This is a genomic window from Paraburkholderia diazotrophica (assembly GCF_038900755.1).
Taxonomy (GTDB): Bacteria; Pseudomonadota; Gammaproteobacteria; order Burkholderiales; family Burkholderiaceae; genus Paraburkholderia; species Paraburkholderia diazotrophica_A.
This window is the reverse complement of record NZ_JBBPEN010000008.1, coordinates 154,480-170,985: the sequence shown is the minus strand read 5'-3', so window position 1 is coordinate 170,985 and position 16,506 is coordinate 154,480. Positions and strand designations below refer to the sequence as shown.

Annotated in this window: 14 protein-coding genes; 4 read left to right on the top strand and 10 right to left on the bottom strand. The window is 63.8% G+C overall.

What is annotated here, in order from left to right; translation table 11 throughout:
* Nucleotides 1–31: 31 nt before the first annotated feature.
* Together hda and AABE10_RS24105 are read right to left on the bottom strand one after the other, a co-directional pair.
* On the bottom strand, nt 32–784 hold the full coding sequence (hda, locus tag AABE10_RS24110; protein WP_342935749.1) for a DnaA regulatory inactivator Hda: 753 nt from the start codon (nt 782–784) through the stop codon (nt 32–34).
* Nucleotides 785–826: 42 nt separating this feature from the next.
* Entirely contained in the window at nt 827–1,903 is a 1,077-nt protein-coding gene (locus AABE10_RS24105) for an AI-2E family transporter (protein WP_342935748.1), read from the bottom strand.
* A 106-nt stretch (nt 1,904–2,009) separates the two neighbouring features.
* On the opposite strand from AABE10_RS24105, the gene purM reads away from it, so the two are divergent.
* Nucleotides 2,010–3,077 (top strand): phosphoribosylformylglycinamidine cyclo-ligase, encoded by a 1,068-nt coding sequence (gene purM / locus AABE10_RS24100; RefSeq protein ID WP_342935747.1) that lies wholly within the window; start codon nt 2,010–2,012, stop codon nt 3,075–3,077.
* Nucleotides 3,078–3,186: 109 nt separating this feature from the next.
* Here purM and miaA read toward each other — a convergent pair whose 3' ends face one another.
* The gene (gene miaA / locus AABE10_RS24095; protein WP_342935746.1) at nt 3,187–4,155 is read right to left on the bottom strand and encodes a tRNA (adenosine(37)-N6)-dimethylallyltransferase MiaA; all 969 of its coding nucleotides are present in this window, start codon (nt 4,153–4,155) and stop codon (nt 3,187–3,189) included.
* Between the two features lie 31 nt (nt 4,156–4,186).
* Nucleotides 4,187–6,316: a DNA mismatch repair endonuclease MutL gene (gene mutL, locus AABE10_RS24090; protein WP_428983376.1), complete on the bottom strand. Its 2,130-nt coding sequence runs from the start codon at nt 6,314–6,316 to the stop codon at nt 4,187–4,189.
* Nucleotides 6,317–6,570: 254 nt separating this feature from the next.
* Between mutL and AABE10_RS24085 the strand changes: the two genes are divergently transcribed.
* The gene (locus AABE10_RS24085; protein WP_342935745.1) at nt 6,571–7,260 is read left to right on the top strand and encodes a DedA family protein; all 690 of its coding nucleotides are present in this window, start codon (nt 6,571–6,573) and stop codon (nt 7,258–7,260) included.
* 105 nt (nt 7,261–7,365) lie between these two features.
* Here AABE10_RS24085 and AABE10_RS24080 read toward each other — a convergent pair whose 3' ends face one another.
* The 3 genes from AABE10_RS24080 to AABE10_RS24070 all read right to left on the bottom strand — a co-directional run bounded on the left by AABE10_RS24080 (nt 7,366) and on the right by AABE10_RS24070 (nt 10,197).
* Nucleotides 7,366–8,178, bottom strand: a complete 813-nt coding sequence (locus tag AABE10_RS24080) for a mechanosensitive ion channel family protein (protein WP_342935744.1) — start codon at nt 8,176–8,178, stop codon at nt 7,366–7,368.
* Between the two features lie 275 nt (nt 8,179–8,453).
* The gene (locus tag AABE10_RS24075; protein ID WP_342935743.1) at nt 8,454–8,846 is read right to left on the bottom strand and encodes a hypothetical protein; all 393 of its coding nucleotides are present in this window, start codon (nt 8,844–8,846) and stop codon (nt 8,454–8,456) included.
* Nucleotides 8,847–9,135: 289 nt separating this feature from the next.
* Nucleotides 9,136–10,197 carry a GlxA family transcriptional regulator gene (locus AABE10_RS24070; RefSeq protein ID WP_342935742.1) on the bottom strand — a complete coding sequence of 354 codons (1,062 nt, stop codon included), beginning with the start codon at nt 10,195–10,197 and terminating at the stop codon, nt 9,136–9,138.
* 184 nt (nt 10,198–10,381) lie between these two features.
* Between AABE10_RS24070 and galU the strand changes: the two genes are divergently transcribed.
* Complete coding sequence (galU, locus tag AABE10_RS24065) at nt 10,382–11,299, top strand: UTP--glucose-1-phosphate uridylyltransferase GalU (RefSeq protein WP_342935925.1); 918 nt, start codon at nt 10,382–10,384, stop codon at nt 11,297–11,299.
* Nucleotides 11,300–11,450: 151 nt separating this feature from the next.
* On the opposite strand, the gene AABE10_RS24060 is transcribed toward galU, so the two are convergent.
* From AABE10_RS24060 to AABE10_RS24050, 3 genes are all read right to left on the bottom strand, one after another.
* Nucleotides 11,451–11,924: a GDP-mannose mannosyl hydrolase gene (locus AABE10_RS24060; protein WP_342935741.1), complete on the bottom strand. Its 474-nt coding sequence runs from the start codon at nt 11,922–11,924 to the stop codon at nt 11,451–11,453.
* Between the two features lie 85 nt (nt 11,925–12,009).
* Nucleotides 12,010–12,150 carry a hypothetical protein gene (locus tag AABE10_RS24055; RefSeq protein WP_342935740.1) on the bottom strand — a complete coding sequence of 47 codons (141 nt, stop codon included), beginning with the start codon at nt 12,148–12,150 and terminating at the stop codon, nt 12,010–12,012.
* 203 nt (nt 12,151–12,353) lie between these two features.
* Entirely contained in the window at nt 12,354–14,636 is a 2,283-nt protein-coding gene (locus AABE10_RS24050; protein WP_342935739.1) for a hypothetical protein, read from the bottom strand.
* 862 nt (nt 14,637–15,498) lie between these two features.
* Between AABE10_RS24050 and AABE10_RS24045 the strand changes: the two genes are divergently transcribed.
* Nucleotides 15,499–16,500 carry a GlxA family transcriptional regulator gene (locus AABE10_RS24045; protein ID WP_087732615.1) on the top strand — a complete coding sequence of 334 codons (1,002 nt, stop codon included), beginning with the start codon at nt 15,499–15,501 and terminating at the stop codon, nt 16,498–16,500.
* The last annotated feature ends 6 nt before the right edge of the window (nt 16,501–16,506 follow it).

Genomic DNA, 16,506 nt, shown 5'->3' with positions numbered 1-16,506 from the left:
GGACTATTTTACTTGAAGCGGATGACGAGGCTCAGGACGCGACACGGCGCGGGCCGTCGGGCCCGTCGCCGCCGCTGTTGCCACTGTTGCCGCCGTTGCCGGGCGACGCCAGCATCGTGCGCAACAGCGGCAGCGTCACCGCGCGCTTCTGTTCGAGCGAAAAACGGTCGAGCGCGTCCAGCAGCGCCATCAGGCTCGGCATGTCGCGGCGGAAATGAGTGAGCAGATAGGCGGGCACGTCGTCGGCGAGATTGATGCCGCGCTCGCGCGCCGCGTGCTTCAGCACGGCCGCCTTGCCTTCGTCGGCGAGCGGCGCGAGGTGGAACACGAGGCCCCAGCCGAGCCGCGTGCGCAGGTCCTCGCGCACTTCGAGTCCCATCGGCGCCGCGTTGCCCGTCGCGACGAGCGCGCTCGTCGGATGTGCGCGCACTTCGTTGAACAGATTGAAGAGCGCGATCTGCTGCGCGCCGGACAGGCGGTCGCAATCGTCGATTGCATACAGCGCGACGGAAGGGTCGAAAGCGAACGCGGCGAGACTGCTCTGCGGGCCGGCATAGCGTGCGTGTCCCGGCGGCGCTTCGTGCACGAGCGCTTCCAGCAGATGCGTGCGGCCGCTGCCTGTCTCGCCCCACACGTAGAACGTGCGGTCCGCGACGGGGCCCGCCGTGAGCGCCGCGTCCAGTTCGCGCAGGCGCGTGACCAGCTCGGCGTTGGCGCCGGCAAAGAAGTTGTCGAATGTCGATGGCGGCGGGGTGCCGAGATCGAGCGTCAGTTGGCGCGACACGATAGATAAGCCGTAAATGAGCCCCGAATAACCGACAGGCGATCAGTTCCTGTAAAGCGAACTCGACAGATAGCTCTGCCGCAGCTCGCGAAACGCGACCGAGAGGACAGCGCTCACGGGCAGCGCGAGCAGCACGCCGAAAAAGCCGAACAGCTGCCCGAACGCGAGCAGCGCGAAGATCACCCCGAGCGGATGCAGGCCGATCCGTTCTCCGACGAGTCGCGGCGTCAGAAAGAAGCTCTCCAGTATCTGGCCGATTCCATAAATCACGGCGACGGCGCCGAAGCCGTACCAGTTGCCGAATTGCAGCAAGGCGGCGACGAGCGCGAGCGCGAGGCCCGTCGCGAAGCCGATGTACGGAATGAACACCGCGAGCCCCGTGAAGATGCCCACGGGCAGCGCGATCTCGAAGCCGGCGATATACAGCGCGACCGCATAGAACACCGCGAGCACGCCCATCACGAGCAACTGGCCGCGCAGGTATTGCGACAGCATGTGATCCATGTCGCGCGCGAGGTGGATCGTCTTCGCGAACCAGCGGCGCGGGACGAAGCCGCGCAGGCGCGCGAGCATCGCGTTCCAGTCGTACAGCAGGTAGAACAGCACGAGCGGCACCATCACCACATTGCCGACGACCGTGATCATCACGTTCGAACTCGTGCGGATCGACGTCCACGCGTACAGCGCGACCGTCTGCGCGCTGCCTTCGAGCTGGCTCATCACCATGTCGCGGATGCTCGCGAAGTCGAGCGGATCGGCGAGACCCAGCATCGCGAGCTTCGGCTGCAGCCAGAAGTGCAGGTGCGAGAAGAAACCGGGGACCTGCTGCTTGAGCTGCGGCACTTCCTTCTGGATGACGGCGAGCACGAGCAGCACCAGCAGTGTGACGATCAGCACGAACAGCAGCATCATCAGAAGCGCGGCGAGGCCGCGCGGCACGCGCCGGCGCGTGAGCCACGCGACGCCCGGCTGCAGAATGTAAGCGAGGATCGCGCCGAGCAGGAACGGCGTGAGCACGGGGCTCAGCAGCCAGAGGAGAATGCCCACGGCTAGCGCGATGGCAAGCCAGATGAAGGCGCGGCGCTGATACGGCGTGAGGATCGGACTGTTTTGCTGCAAAGCGGATTTCCCAGGTGTCGTGTCGTCGGAGGCGGCGTTTCAAATTCCAGCCACACGGCCGGCATCGGGTAAAATCGCATTTTACCGACCTTCGAGCTCTTCCCTCATGAATCAACCGAAATCCGCCCCGAATTCCCCTGATTCGGCCCAAGGATTGTCGTACCGCGACGCAGGCGTGGACATCGACGCGGGCGACGCCCTCGTCGACGCGATCAAGCCGTTTGCCAAGAAGACGCTGCGCGACGGCGTGCTGGGCGGCATCGGCGGTTTCGGCGCGCTGTTCGAGGTGCCGAAGAAGTACAAGGAGCCTGTGCTCGTGTCGGGTACGGACGGCGTCGGCACCAAGCTGAAGCTCGCGTTCCAGCTGAACAGGCACGATACCGTCGGCCAGGACCTCGTCGCGATGAGCGTCAACGACATCCTCGTGCAAGGCGCCGAGCCGCTCTTCTTTCTCGATTATTTCGCGTGCGGCAAGCTGGACGTCGGCACGGCGGCCACCGTCGTCAAGGGCATCGCGACGGGCTGCGAACTGGCCGGCTGCGCGCTGATCGGCGGCGAAACGGCTGAAATGCCAGGCATGTACCCCGACGGCGAATACGACCTCGCGGGCTTCGCGGTCGGCGCGGTCGAGAAGAGCACGATCATCGACGGCAGCAAGATCGTGCCGGGCGACGTCGTGCTGGGCCTCGCGTCGAGCGGGATCCATTCGAACGGCTATTCGCTCGTGCGCAAGATCATCGAGCGCGCGCAGCCAGACCTGAACGCCGATTTCGACGGCCGCTCGCTCGCCGAAGCGCTGATGGCGCCGACGCACATCTACGTGAAGCCGCTCCTTTCGCTGATGCAGCAGCTCGAAGTGAAGGGCATGGCGCACATCACGGGCGGCGGTCTGGTCGAAAACATTCCGCGCGTGCTGAAAGAGGGCCTGACGGCCGAGCTCGATCACCGCGCATGGCCGCTGCCGCCGCTGTTTTCGTGGCTGCAGAAGCACGGCGGCGTCGCCGACGCGGAAATGCATCGCGTGTTCAACTGCGGCATCGGCATGGCCGTGATCGTGTCTGCTGCCGATGCGGAAAAGGCGATCGGCCTGTTGTCGGCCGCCGGCGAGCAGGTCTGGAAGATCGGCGCGGTGCGCGCGAGCAAGGAAGGCGAGGCGCAGACCGTCGTGGTCTGAAGCGTAGCGTCGCTGAAAAGGTCAGAAAGCCGCTCGGCTACGAAGCCCGGCGGCTTTTTTCATGTGCTCGCGTCCTATCGGCACGGCACCCGACGTCACACGCTTGACGTCACACGCTTGACGCTACACGCCCGATCGCTTGCAACGCCTGCGCCGTCGCATCGCCCGCGCAGCAGTCGATCACGATGCGCTCCGGCATCGCGCGCAGCCACGTTAGCTGGCGCTTGCACAACTGGCGCGTCGCGAAGATTCCCTTATCGCGCATGGTGTCGTAGTCGGTTTCGCCGTCCAGGTATTCCCACGCCTGCCGGTATCCGACGCAGCGCATCGACGGCAAGCCCGGATGCAGATCGCCGCGCGCGCGCAACGCCTTCACTTCGTCGATGAAACCGTTCGCGAGCATCGCGTCGAAGCGATGCGCGATGCGTGCGTGCAGCACGCTGCGATCGGATGGCTCGAGCGCGATGGGGACGAAACGGTAGCGGCGCGCGGCGTCATCGTCGCGGGCGGGCGCGGCGAGCAGCGCCGACATCGGCTGACCCGTCAGCATGAACACTTCGAGCGCGCGCTGGATGCGCTGCGAGTCGTTCGGCGCGAGGCGCGCGGCCGTGACGGGATCGACGTCGGCGAGACGCGCGTGCAGCGCGGGCCAGCCTTCGCGCGTGGCGTCGGCGTCGAGCGTCGCGCGCACGCCGGAATCGGCGGCGGGCAGATCGTTCAGACCCTGCGTCAACGCCCTGTAGTAAAGCATCGTGCCGCCGACCAGCAGCGGTACATGACCCCGCGCAACGATCTCGCTGACGAGGCGCAACGCATCGGCGCGAAAATCGGCTGCCGAGTACGCGTCGATGGGATCGACGATGTCTATCAGATGATGCGGCGCGACGGCGCGTTCTTCCGGCGACGGCTTCGCGGTGCCGATGTTCATCTCGCGATAGACGAGCGCCGAATCGACGCTGACGATTTCGACGGGAGCGCGCCCGGCGAACGCGAGCGCGGCGGCCGTCTTGCCGGAGGCGGTCGGGCCGAGCAGACACGCGACGGGCTGCGGTTCGTGTTGCTGTTGGTGCTGCGTCATGACAGTGAGCGGAATCGGAAAGGGCGACTGCTCATTGTCCGCGCATAAAGAGGCGGTCGAGATCGGCGAGCGTCAGCTGATACCACGTCGGACGTCCGTGATTGCATTGATCCGCGCGTTCCGTCGCTTCCATCTGGCGCAGCAGCGCGTTCATCTCGTCGAGCGTCAGACGCCGGTTCGCGCGCACCGCGTGATGGCACGCGAGCGTGCCGAGCAGTTCGTGCTGGCGCTCGGTCAGCACGCGCGAGCCGCCGTACGCATGCAGATCGGACAGCACCGCGCGCGCGAGCGCTTGCAGGTCGGCATCCTTCAGGAGCGCGGGCACTGCGCGAATCGCGATGCTCGTCGGCGACAGCACGGCGAGATCGAAGCCGAGCGCATCGAGCGTCTCGCGCTCTTCCTCGACGACGCCGATCTCGACGCCATCGGCCGTCATCGACAGCGGGATCAGCAACGGCTGCACGGCGATCGTCCGATCGGCGAGCGCGTTCTTGAACTGCTCGTACAGGATGCGTTCGTGCGCCGCGTGCATATCGACGATCACGAGGCCGCGCGTGTTCTGCGCGAGCACATAGATGCCGTGGATCTGGCCGAGCGCGAAGCCGAGCGGCTGCTCGTCGTTGGCGTCGAAAGTTTGCGGCGCGCCGGGAAGTTGCTGTGGCGTGAAGCCCGAAGGCGCACGGCTGTAGTCGGCGATATCGGGCCTGTGTGCCGTGCCGTGACTGTCGTCCGCGTCGCGCAGTTCGAGCGTCGTCGTGCCCTGCACGGTGCCCGCGCCGATGTCCTTGCGCCCGAACAGCGCATCGTAGAGCGCGAGCGGCTGCGCGACGGGCAGCGTGCCTTGCGTCATGCGCGCCTGGCGCAGCCACGTGTTGCCGGGCTGCGAACTGCCGCCGTCGCTGACCTTGAAGCCGCCGCCGAGCGGCGTCGAGCCGAACGAAGAAGGTGTCGCCGCGGGCGTCGCGGGCGGCATCGGGTCGATGCGCGCGGCGTGGCCACCCGATGTCGTCTCCGGCGACGCGCCCGCATGTCGCGCGAGCGCGCGCTGCACCGCATGGAAGACGAACTGATGAATCGAGCGCGAATCGCGAAAGCGCACTTCGATTTTCGACGGATGCACGTTCACGTCGACGGCCTCGGGCGGCAGATCGAGGAACAGCACATACGACGGGAAACGGTCGCCATGCAGCACGTCTTCATAGGCGGCGCGGACCGCGTGCGTGAGCAGCTTGTCGCGCACGTAGCGGCCGTTGACGAAGAAATACTGCTGATCGGCGCGCCCGCGGCTCGCCGTCGGCAGACCGGCGCAGCCGTACACGGCGAGCGGTCCCGCCGATTCGTCGAGGGGCAGATGCGCCGTTGCGAACGTCTCGCCGAGGATCTTCGCGACGCGTGTCGCGGGATCGCTCGCGTTCCAGTGCTCGACAGCGCGCCCGTTATGCAGCACAGAAATCGCGACGTCCGGCCTCGCGAGCGCGGCGCGGCGGATCATCTCGAGGCAATGGCCGAGCTCCGTCTGCTCGCTCTTCAGGAATTTGCGGCGCGCGGGCGTGTTGAAGTACAGCTCGCGCACTTCGATCGTCGTGCCTCGCGTGCCGGCGGCGGGCGACAGCGCGCCCGTCTGCGCATCGATACGCATCGCGTGCGAAGCATTTTCGGTGCGGCTCGTGATATACATTTCCGATACCGACGCGATCGACGCGAGCGCTTCGCCGCGAAACCCGAGTGTCGCGACTGCTTCGAGTTCGGCGAGCGAGCGGATCTTGCTGGTCGCGTGGCGCATCAACGCTAGCGCGAGTTCGCCTTCGGGAATGCCGCAGCCGTCGTCGGTGATCGAAATGCGCTTGACGCCGCCTTCGTCGAGCAGGATGCGCAGCGTCCTGGCGCCTGCATCGAGCGCGTTTTCGAGCACTTCCTTGACGACGGATGCCGGCCGCTCGACCACTTCGCCCGCCGCGATCTGGCTGATCAACTGGTCGGGAAGCGGCTGGATCGCGCGCCATGCACGCGGCGCGACGGCGCTGTCGACGGCATTCGCAGCGGCGCTCGAAGCCTGCTGCGAAGCCGGGTCCGATGCCTGGCCCATACCGGGACCGGCTGCGGGGCTCGTTGCGGGCTTGTCGCCGTCGGGCGTTTCGGAAGATTCGGGGATCGCGGACATGGCGAAATTATAGCGATTCGTCGCAGATCGTCTGAGCGCGTAACCGGATCCGCGATTGAACGTGCGGTTAGTGCAGTTGGGTCTGCAAGCGAGCCGGATCGAAGCCCGCGACTTTTTTTCAAGACGTCATGGCACTTCGGTATCATGGCGCGGTCAAGTTTAGGCTCGGTTGCGAATCGTGATTTCGCTTCGCATTCCGCACGCGACGGCCGCCAGCCCGTCATGTCAGCCATCTGCTTTTTAAAGGACGATCTTTGGACACGCTGCTGCAATTCGTCAATCTTGTCCTGCACATCGACAAGTTTCTAGGAGTCTTCATCCATCAGTACGGCGCGTGGGTCTACGCGGTGCTGTTCCTGATCGTGTTCTGCGAGACGGGTCTCGTGGTGCTGCCGTTTCTGCCCGGCGATTCGCTGCTTTTCATCGGCGGCGCGTTTTGCGCGACGGGCGAAATGAACATCGAACTGCTGATCGTGCTGCTGCTGGCCGCGGCCGTGCTCGGCAACACAGTGAACTATCTGATCGGCCGCGCAATCGGGCCTAAGGTGTTCAATTCGCACATTCCCGTGCTCGAGCGCTTTCTCGATCGCGAGGCGCTGCGCAAGACGCACGACTTCTACGAGCGCCACGGCGGCAAGACGATCGTGCTCGCGCGTTTCATTCCCGTCGTGCGGACGTTTGCGCCGTTCGTCGCGGGCGCGTCGCAGATGAGCGTCCGGCGCTTCCAGCTCTTTAATTTCGCGGGCGCGTTCTTCTGGGTCCTGCTGCTCACGTTGCTCGGCTATTTCTTCGGCAACATTCCGTTTATTCGCCAGTATCTGAATGTGATCGTGCTGGTCGGTATCGGCGCGGCGATCGTGCCCGTGGCGCTCGGCGCGCTGTGGAAGATGATGCGCGGCAAGCGTCAGCCGACAGGGTCGGCGAGCAACCATACGGGGCAATGAAGGGGCAACGAAGGGGGCAATGAGCGCGGGGCGCTCGAAGCGAGTGCCCTCGACCGCCCGCCTGCCCGCGCAAAGCGAAGCAGTCCCCACGCGACAAATAAAGAACTACGAAGCTGCGCGACGCACGAAAGGCGTTTCGGGCGTCGGATAACCCGCTTCGCGGAACGTCTCGACGATCGCGCGATTCGTATCGAAGTACATTTGCCAGTAGTTGTCGTTGTGCGTGTACGGCCGCACGCACAACAACGGACCTTCCGGCGTGAACGACATCAGTTCGACATCGGGCGGCGGATTCTGCGAGACATTCGGAATTTTCGTCACGGGCGCGCGCAGGCGGTTGGCGGCATCGACAGGATCGACGCCGTTCGCCACCTTTGCCGTCAGCTCGACGCGCGGCACCGGTTGCGCGCTGAAGTTCGAGATCACGCCGGAAAAGATCGTGTTGTTGCCGACGATGGTCAACACGTTATCGGGCGTGATGATCGTCGTGCCGAACAGCCCCAGTTCCTGCACCGTGCCCGTGACGCCGCCCGCCGTCACGAAATCGCCGACCTTGAACGGCCGCAGCACCTGCATGAAGATGCCCGCCGCGAAATGCGCGAGCAACCCGCCCCAGGCCGTGCCGACCGCAAGGCCGACGCCCGCGAGCAGCGCGGCGAACGAGGTCGTCTGCACGCCGAACACTTGCAGAATCGCGAGCACCAGCAGCAGGTTCAGGATGCCGGCGAGTATCGAGCCGAGATAATGCGCAAGCGTCGGATCGACCTTGCTGTTGCGCGAGAGCAGCTTGCGGATCAGGCCGGTGATGAACCCGATCACCCATCGCCCGATAATCCACAGAACGATCGCACCGAGTACCTTGGTCCCGAAGTCGATGCCCCGGGTCATCAGAAAGACGCGTACGGCTTCAATGTCCACGATTCCCTCGCTTGAGTCGGTTTGCGCTTGACTGACTGCGTGCATCGACGACGCCGAAGAACGCGGCGCGGACTGGCCGGGCGAGTCCGCGAGAGGAAGCGACGCCGCGTCCATCGCTTGTGCTGCACGACGTTTTATCTGTACGGCGAACGGCTGAAGGAGGCTGGTTGCCCGATATACAAGAAGGGCGGCGCAAGTCGCGCCGCCTGCAATCATCGAATGTTATAGGCGACGGCGCGGCCGTTAGCAAGACCTATTCCCGACCTTGCGGCTGCCTACATAGGGAGTTGCGATTTGGTGTACGCCGATGTGCGGATGATGGCGGAGCCTTGTGCATCCTGTGCCGCCTTGCGGCTGCGCATGCGCGCGAGAAAAATCGCGATGCCGGATGCCGTCAGATACGCAGCGCCGCGCTGCATGAACGATTCCGTGGTGCTGAACTTGCCGTAGCGCGTCTGCGAATCGGCGAACACCAGGAAGGTCAATGCGGCATCGAACGTCAGCGCAATCGCGATGAACACGAAGAACGCAAGATAGCCGTTTGCCTTTGCGCCGGGCCTCATGCCGTTGAACACGCTGCAGATAGTGAGCATGACGGCGAGGATTACCAGGTTCGAAATCAGATCGAGCAGGAAGTTGACCATGACGTTGAGATCAGAGCGTTGCATTGCGAACGCTGCTCGCTATGTGTCGTCGACGTGTTGCAACCGGCACCGCGAGTAGCCGCGGGATGATTGCACGTCTTTTCATCTCGATAAATGCAAATATATGGAGTCCGCAATAACGCGTTGGCCGCGCACGACGGGTAATGGGCCCGCGCGGCTGCCTGACAGGACGAATGCAAAGAAGCGCGAGGGTCTTCCGTTGCCAGAAGACCCTTGCGCCTTCAATGTGACGACGGTGACGACGGCTGTCTCGCGCGTCTCTCGCCGGCGCGCCCGCGAGCCGCGCAGCCGGTCAGCCTTTGGAAGCGCTGCGCCGATGTGCCGCGCGATAGTCGGTCGGCGAAATCGACAGGCGCTTGCGAAAGATCTTCGCGAGCCCGTCGCCGCTGCGCACGCCACAACGGCGCGCAATGCCGTCGATCGACATGTCCGTCTCCGCGAGCAGCAGGCAACTCGCGTCGAGCCGCGCGCGCAGCAGGTATTCCGACGGCGTGAGGCCGATTTGCGACTTGAAGCGGCGCAGGAAATTGCGCTCGCTCATTTTCGCGACTTCGGCCGCCTCGGCCACGGAAATATGGCGCGTGTAGTTCTCGCGTATCCAGTGGGCGGCCGTCGTGATCTTGCGGCTGATGCCTTTCTTCTCGTCGTCGTCGAGAAGGGCGTCGAGGCGGCGCGACGCGCCTGACAGCGCGCGCTCCGACACGAGGCGCGCCATCGGCGTGCCGTGATCGCGCTTGATGACTGTCAGCGCCGCCGCGATCGAACGCACGGGCGCGTCGACGTCGAGCGTTGCGCCAGACTCGATCTGCCATTGCGGGTCGTTCGGGACGGGCGCGAGCGGCTGGCCGAACGGATCGGTCGCGCCCGGCACGTTGCGCCAGCCGCGCCGCTCGAAGGCGAGATCGGCGGCGGCGAGGACGCCGAGGCCTTCGTCGAGCGCCTTGACGACGCGGATTTTCGGCGCGATCGCGCGCAGCCGCCGGATCAGCCGCTCGTTCGCCTTCGCGCGCGACGCGCCCGGACCGCCGACGATGAACAGCGTGTCGAAGCCGTTCAGCAGCGGCCCATTGAGGCTCTCTGTCCACACGCGCAGCGAACAGCTGCTGACGACACTGCCGCCCATTTCGGACAGCATCACAATCGAATACGACGGTTCGACACCCGAACCCTCGCCGGATTGATCCGCCTGGGCTTCATTGGCGAGTCGGAATGCGTCGGCAAGCAGACACACGTCGCTTAACGGAAATCGTTCAAAAACGAGAATACCGATACGTTTGACCATGTGCCCGACGTTGACGACTGCGCTATACGAGGATGAATCCAGCCACTGATTCACCGCGTGCTCATATCGCATCGTCTGTCTCCAGTGCCGAGGACGGCGAAAGAGTAAGGTCTGTGTGCTTTGCGTCAATCATAGGCCGACGTTTTTACCCGCTGTCGCACGGAGTCGGAAAAAAACGAGAAGTTGGCAGATCGGCTCGATATTCGCGGAATACGCTGGCGTATCGATGCTGATCAATCCACTCGACGAGGCGAGCATGCTCACCCTACGCAAGGCCGTATTTCCCGTGGCGGGACTCGGCACGCGCTTCCTTCCAGCGACGAAAGCAAGTCCGAAAGAGATGCTGCCCATCGTCGACAAGCCGTTGATTCAATACGCGGTCGAGGAAGCGATCGCGGCGGGCATCACCGAGATGATCTTCGTCACGGGACGCAGCAAGCGCGCGATCGAAGACCACTTCGACAAATCGTACGAGATCGAATGCGAGCTGCTCGCGCGCGGCAAGCTCGCGCTGCTGGAGCTGGTGCAGAACATCAAGCCGAGCCACGTCGAATGCTGCTACGTGCGCCAGCCGGAGCCGCTCGGGCTCGGCCATGCCGTGCTGTGCGCCGAAAAGCTGGTCGGCGGCGAGCCGTTCGCCGTGATGCTCGCCGACGATCTGCTCGATGGCAAGCCGCCCGTGCTGTCGCAAATGATGCAGCTCTTCAGCCGCTATCACTGCTCGATCGTCGGCGTCGAGGAAATCGGCAAACACGAAACGCGCTCGTATGGCGTGATCGGCGGCAAGCGCTGGGACGAGCGGCTCTACAAGATGTCGGGCATCGTCGAAAAGCCCGCGCCGGAAGACGCGCCGTCGAATCTCGGCGTAGTGGGCCGCTACGTGCTGATGCCGTCGATCTTCGATCACCTGCGCCGCCAGCAGCCGGGCGCGGGAGGCGAGATCCAGCTGACGGACGCAATCCAGGCGCTGCTCGGCGGCGAGCAGGCGCTCGCGTACGAGTACGACGGCACGCGCTACGACTGCGGCAGCAAGCTCGGCTACCTGAAGGCGACGGTCGAATTCGCGCTGCACCATCCCGAGGTCAAGGAACAGTTCGAAGCGTATCTGCGTGGCCGCGCGCATGTCGCGGGCGGCGCGCCGGAAGTGCCGGCGGATCTGGTGAGCAGCGCCTGAGCGCGGCGGCGCGGGTCCAGGATTTCACGCGTCCGGGTTCGTGTGTCCGCGTGTGTCCGGTATCGCATGACCGTCGAGAGCGGCGCGCTCCCGCTCACCGTTTTTCATTCGTGCCCGCGACATCTTTCGACGGGGCGGGCTGACTGCGGCGCTAGCGGAAATACGCTTTCGTGTTTTCGTGCACGCCGTCGTGCGCGAGCAGATCTTCGGGCGTGAGCCAGGTATAGCGGCTGTGCTGATCGAAGCGACCCACGGATGCCGTGTTCTCGAGCGTCAGGAAATACGCGATCACGACGTAGTGCGTGGTGATCTCGTCGGCGCCCGCGAAGTTGTCGCTATACAGATGCTCGAACAGCCCGCCGAAACGCGCGGCCGAACGCTCCATGCCCGAAATGCCCAGTTCCGCGTCGACGATGCGCGTAAAGGCTGCGTCGAGCCGCTCGTTCTTGCAGATGCGTCCGCCGGGTACGAACCATGTGCCGAGCGCGGGCCGATTGCGTCGGTGTCCGACGAGCACGCGTCCCGCGTAGTCGGACACGATCAGATCGATCGACACGAGGGGTGTCATCCTTACCACCTGAAGGAAATCGTCTGCTTCGAGGAAATCGGCGCATGTGGTGGCCATGTCTGTCTCTCGTCAATGTCGTGTGGATGCAGTTGCGGCGAGGTCGACGCGTTAGCGCGAAGCCGGCGTGCGCTGGCCTGCGGGTTTATTGATCGGAGTCGCGGGTGAAAAGCCGGGACGACGTGGCGAACAGAACGGCAATGACAATGACGATGGCCGCGCACAGAATCAGCCCGGAAGCCAGCACTGCGATGACCACCACCATGATCCAGGCGAAGCCACTCATCCGACCGCTCCCTAGCCGTGCCTTCGCGCGCGCCCGCTGCGCAGCGCGCGGGAGGCGCCTCGCCTGTGGCATTGCCAAGAGTCTATCCGCAGCAATGAAAGGCGGTTCTGTCGTCTCACGCCTAAATCCCGTCACGTATGGACAAATCCGCGCGCGTGGCGCTCCTGCGGATGGCACGCGTCACGTGTGCATCGCGGCTTGCATCAAGGCGCGATATAGCCCGCGGGCGTCGTGACGTTCGCCTTCATCACGGCCGCATTCGACGACACGACAAAGACGGGCGTCTCCGTCAGCGCGAGCGTCACGTAGCCGTTCTGATAGGGCACGCTCGACGGATTGCCCATCATGTCGAACACCGTCGCCGTGCCTGAAGTGCCGGGCGCATCCACTTGCAGACGCCACGACACGCCTGCTGCCGGATCGAAATGCGTCGACTTGTTCCACTTCGCGTTGTCGTGCGTCCATGCGGCCGTGACGATCTTGCCGCCGTTCAGCCGCTGGAACGCGTACGCATAGACGCCGGCGGGCGTGTGCTTGACGGGACCGAGCGTGACCGTGCCGTCGATCAGCCGCGTCATCGCCGCGACCGCGAGGGCCGCGGGCTTCGGGCTGATCGCGCCCGGACCGAAATCGCCCTTCGGATGATCGAGGTCGAAAAACACGCCGTAGCCCGGCGTCGCATCGGGCGTGTCGTTCGAATAGAAGATGTAGGTCATGTCCGCGCCTTCGCCGAGCAGGATCAGATGCGTGCGCGCGACGACGGCACCTTGCGCGTACAGCACGTCGCCCGTCGGATAGTGCGGACCGTATTGTTCGCCGACGTCATAGCTGATGCCCGTTTCCGTCGCGAAGAGCTTCGCGCCCGGCTTGTAATGAGCGGCCATCACGCGGCGTAACGCGCGCATCGAAGTCGGCAGCGCGTATTGCGCCTGCTGCGGATCGCTGGCGTTCATCAGGCGCTCGGGCGGATGCGACGGGCTAGGGCCGTTCGGATCGTAGTAGCCGTGAATCGCGATGCCGTCGAGGTACTTCGGCAGGCCGAGCGGCGCGAGGCGCCTGAGCGATTCGATATTGCCCGTCACGGAGCCATACGTCGGCCCCATCACGACGGCATTCGGATCGGTCGCGTGGATGCCTTCGTACACTGTCTTGTATAGCTCGACAAAATTTGCGTCGGTGTCTTTCCACGGCAGGCCGCCTCCCGCGTCGGGCTCCCACGTGACCTGATAGTAGTTGCTCGACTGCGTCGCAAAGACCGTGGTTCGCACGCGGCTCGATTCCGTGCCGACGCGCTGCATGTACTCGCGCAATGCGCCCGTCGATTTCGGCAGATAGCTGTGCGTCTGCTTGCCTGTTGGACTCGCCCAGCCAGGAAAGCCGTCGAGCTGGATCAGACGCAACAGGTCGCCTTTGCGGAACCACGGCGAAAGCTTCGCAGTGGCGGGATCGAAAGTATTCGCGCGATCGGGCTCTTCCGTATACCAGTTGCGATTGTCGTTGACCCACGTGAGGCCGAGTTGCGGATACAGCGGACGATAGCCGTCGCCATCGCAGCAGCGCTGTCCCGGCGCGACGAACGCCGTGCCCTGGCCACCGAAGCGATGCAGATCCGCGCGCGCGAAATGCACGGGCGGCAAGCTTGCCGACACGTCGGGCAGCACGCCGAAGGTGGCGATGCCCTCGGGACGCGTGCCGCGCGCAGGCAACTGTCCATGCTCCTGCTCGAGCGAGGCGGACAACGCGAAGTAGCCCGCGAGCATCGACGTGCAATTCAGCGCGACCTGACGCGCGCCTTGCGCGACGTCGACAATGCCGCTTGCCCGCACGGTGCCCCACGCATCGCGGATCTGCCAGGCGAGCTTGTCGTTGCGCGATGCGCGGGTCGTGATGGCGACGCGGAACGAACGATCGAGCGTAAAAAGATGCGTGCCGTTGCTGTCCGGCGTGTCGGCTTCGATGAGACCGCCTTGCGGATTCGCTGCTGCGGCATCCGGTGAAGCGTTGCAGCGGAGCGCCTGAGCGTGGTTCGAATACGGTGGCGCTTTAGCTTGCGCGGCGCTGTCATCGGCCGTTGCATGAGGCGACGCAGCGGATGTCGCACTGGCTTTCGCCGAGGCGCCGGATGCACCGGCCGCGCTGTTGGTATCTGAAATCCAGCACTGCTTCTCTTCGCCGGGCGCTGGATCGTCGAATACGCCGTTGTCGCATGCAGTGCCGTTCGTCAGCGTTTTGACGGCATTACGCGCTTGCGTGCCGTAACGGACGTCGCGCGTGCCGCTGAACGAGCAGGTGCCGTGCTCGTCGGCGCATTTCGTCCAGGCCGTATCTTGCGGGTTATCGGCGGACGCCCTGTCGCAGCCGCTCGCCAACACAATCGCTACAGCAAGCAGCGACGCGCGCGAGACGAGGGACACATCGAGCGCGTCAGAGATGCACGTCAGCGGCAGTACGTATCTTTTGCACGACGACAGGTCGCCATCAGTCATTCTTTCCCCCGTGACGGTATGGATGACCGGGAACGCATTGGAGCGACCAAGATTACACCGCGCACTTAGCAGGAATTGGACGTTCTTTAGTGTTCGTGCGCAACTTCAATGGCGGATCGATGCGAATGTTGCGTCGTCGCGACGCTTGCCAATGGCGGTATTCGCCTGGTGCGCATTATCCGCGTCGCATAAGGGTTCGGCGGCCACGCGACAAGCCTTTGCGCGTTCGATAGGACCGGCGAGAGCCGTCAAAACCGTCGCTCCACCCCGTCTCGATAGCGCTGCGGCGCCTTTTATCGGGCTTTAATGTTTCGCTTTTGAAACATTAATGGTTTTATTTATAGACGAATCTAAAGACGAAAAGAATTAATTATTCGGAGGCCTTTTCGTCTTCTTATAATTCGTAATCCGGGCATTGCCACCCGGTTTTTCATCATATTAATACGCCTTTAATTTCATATTAGCAAAATGCCAGTCAAAGGAGGAATCGACGATTTATGAGTAACAATTACAGCTGCTAAAGCAAATCCGAAAAAATTGCAGTTCTCCCGTGGGATGGTCCAGTAATTGCAACAAATTGTAATGCTTTGTGTCAAGCCTGGCGGGGCAGAGCCGGAAGCACCCCATTTGTGATATGAAATGGTGAATTCGTTCGCCGGCGTGTAAGCCGAATTAATTTGGCTATATGCGATTGTCAAATGCGGGCTGAAAGGCTTCGATCAGCAATCGGACCGAATACGCCAATACATCGTCAGTTTCAGTCACCGCCCGCCGGGATTGTTTTTTTAATGCGTATGATGCACTGCACATCGCTTGGATTTAACTAGTTCTTTCCACGCCGGAAGGTCAAGGGGGAAGAGTCATGGCGTATGCAAGTTTGGAAACTCCAATGGTAGGCTGGGTACGAGCGCCTGAGCGCAGCGCGCACTACGCAACCGCCACTCGCCACATCGCAATTTTGTTGTTCGACGGTTGCTCCCTCCTTGGCGCGGGGATCGTCGCCGAGGTCTTTCACGCAGCTAACGAACTGGCGTCATCCGCCAGCCACGGCTGGACCTACGACGTCAGTTTCCTGTCGGCCTCGGGCGGCAACATCACGTGCTCGTCATCGATTCGCGTCTGGACGGACGGACTCGATGCGCGGCATTACATGGGATTCGATGCGCTGTTCGTGGCGGGCGGCAAGGGTGCGCGCAGCGCGTCCCGCGACGAACGGCTCATTGCGTGGCTGCGGCGCGTTCATGCGAACACCAGCACCGTGCGTCCGATCGGCGAAGGGCGCGCGCTGCTTGAAGCGGCGTGCATCAACGGCGTGCAGCAACGCGATTTCGGCAGCTACAACGTGCGCGAGGAGCGCGACGATCAAAACGGCAACGAAGCGAACGATCGCCTCGAATCGATGAAGAGCGCGCTGATGCTGATCAAGCGCGATCTCGGCATCGACGTGGCGCGCAACGTGGCCGAGCGACTGATGCCCGATGCGGGCGACAGCCTGATGTCGCTGCTGGGCGACAGCACGGGCCGCAGCCCCGCGGACAAGGTGCGCGCGGCAGCGCGCTGGCTACAGGAGAACTGCCAGCGGTCGATTTCGATCGCGGACGCGGCCCAGGTGGCCGCGATGAGCGAACGCAATTTCCTGCGCCGCTTCAAGATGGAAGTGGGCGTCACTCCGTCCGACTACCTGCTGCACGCACGGCTCGCGATTACCTGCAGCCTGTTGACCGACTCCGAACTGCCCGTCGACAAGATCGCGCGGCGCACGGGAATGGGCAACGGCGATCGCCTCGCGAAGATCTTCCGCAAGCGAATGAAAGTCTCGCCGACGGAATACCGGATGAAGACCCGGCGCGAAGCCGGCATCTGAACGCCG

Coding starts and splice junctions, on each gene's coding strand:
- AABE10_RS24075 (WP_342935743.1), bottom strand. CDS start 8,846: ATGCAACGCTCTGATCTCAACGTCATGGTCAACTTCCTGCTCGATCTG.
- purM (WP_342935747.1), top strand. CDS start 2,010: ATGAATCAACCGAAATCCGCCCCGAATTCCCCTGATTCGGCCCAAGGA.
- AABE10_RS24060 (WP_342935741.1), bottom strand. CDS start 11,924: ATGGCCACCACATGCGCCGATTTCCTCGAAGCAGACGATTTCCTTCAG.
- miaA (WP_342935746.1), bottom strand. CDS start 4,155: ATGACGCAGCACCAACAGCAACACGAACCGCAGCCCGTCGCGTGTCTG.
- AABE10_RS24070 (WP_342935742.1), bottom strand. CDS start 10,197: ATGCGATATGAGCACGCGGTGAATCAGTGGCTGGATTCATCCTCGTAT.
- mutL (WP_428983376.1), bottom strand. CDS start 6,316: ATGTCCGCGATCCCCGAATCTTCCGAAACGCCCGACGGCGACAAGCCC.
- galU (WP_342935925.1), top strand. CDS start 10,382: ATGCTCACCCTACGCAAGGCCGTATTTCCCGTGGCGGGACTCGGCACG.
- AABE10_RS24045 (WP_087732615.1), top strand. CDS start 15,499: ATGGCGTATGCAAGTTTGGAAACTCCAATGGTAGGCTGGGTACGAGCG.
- AABE10_RS24050 (WP_342935739.1), bottom strand. CDS start 14,636: ATGACTGATGGCGACCTGTCGTCGTGCAAAAGATACGTACTGCCGCTG.
- AABE10_RS24055 (WP_342935740.1), bottom strand. CDS start 12,150: ATGAGTGGCTTCGCCTGGATCATGGTGGTGGTCATCGCAGTGCTGGCT.